Below are 1,289 nucleotides of genomic sequence, written 5' to 3'. Positions count from 1 at the left end.
GGTTCTTCCGTACTTACTGTGCTAAATTATTAGGGAAGTGTTAAGCATCAAAGAGATGAAGAATAGATTACTGACTAAGTTGCTAAACCTACCAGGAGTTATAGTAGAAGAAAGTCAAGAAACAGAAAATACATTAATTTTGTTTGTTAAATCGGACAAAAAAACAGCAGTCTGTCCTAGATGTGGTCAAATAAGTCGTCGTCTGCATCAAAATCAAAGATATTTAGTAAAAGATTTACCAATAGGTAACAGAGAAGTAATTTTATCAGTGAATCGCCGTCGATTTAAGTGTGAAAATTGCCAAAAACCTTTTAGCGAAAGTTTAGATTTTGTGACGAAAAAGAAAAGCTTTACACATAGATATGCACAATCTATTACTCAACAGGTTGTGCATAGCGATATTAAGAACGTCGCTGATAACAATGGGTTAACTTGCGAAGAAGTAGAGTCAATGGTGATGTATTTTACTAAATCTATGCTGCCTATTGATTTGAACAATTTACGCAGATTAGGAATAGATGAAATTAGTTTAGTCAAAGGACAAGGTAAGTTTATCGTAGTTTTAGTAGACCTAGAGACCCATAAACTAATTGGGTTAGTGCCAGCGAGGAAACAAACAGAAATAGAAAAAGTTATGCAACAATGGGGAGAGAAAGTTTTGGCACAAATAGAAGAAGTAAGTATAGATATGACGGGAAACTATAAATCATTAATCCGAAAAATCTGTCCCAATGCAGAAGTAACAGTAGATAGATTCCATGTCGTAAAAATGATTCATCAAGAACTAAATCAAGCCAGAATAGACCAAAAGAAGACCGCAGAAGAATTAAATGTTAAAGCCAGGGCCAAGTTATTTGGTAGTTTAAAAGGCAGCAAATACATATTACTAAAAGCTGAAAATAAATTATCTCTTAAACAAAAAGAAAAATTAGAGCAGGTTAAAGGAGCTTCGCCCTTAGTCGAAATCATGCACTCATTAAAGGAAGAATTACATCAAATATTTGAAGAGAGTCAAAATTTGGGAGAAGGAACATTAAAGTTAATGGACTGGTTAGCCATAGCCCAGAATTATTATCGAAAAAGCGTCCCCACAATCAAGCGTTGGTTCGCCGAGATAGTGGGATATTTTGAAAATCGTACAACCAACGGAATAGTAGAAGGCATTAATAATAAATTGAAATTACTCAAACGTTGTGGATTTGGCTTTAGGAATTTCCGCAATTTTGAATTAAGAGCTTTATTGTTCTGGCACTTCCCTAATAATTTAGCACAGTAAGTACGGAAGAACC

The 1,289-nt window shown here is 34.4% G+C and carries 1 protein-coding gene; it reads left to right on the top strand.

What is annotated here, in order from left to right:
• The first annotated feature begins 55 nt into the window (after positions 1-55).
• On the top strand, positions 56-1,276 hold the full coding sequence (locus tag IQ264_RS32480; RefSeq protein ID WP_193986915.1) for an ISL3 family transposase: 1,221 nt from the start codon (positions 56-58) through the stop codon (positions 1,274-1,276).
• The last annotated feature ends 13 nt before the right edge of the window (positions 1,277-1,289 follow it).

Source organism: [Phormidium] sp. LEGE 05292 (assembly GCF_015207735.1).
Classification (GTDB): Bacteria; Cyanobacteriota; Cyanobacteriia; order Cyanobacteriales; family Aerosakkonemataceae; genus Floridanema.
Note: the sequence above shows the minus strand (reverse complement) of the source record. Positions and strands in the feature narration are given on the sequence as shown.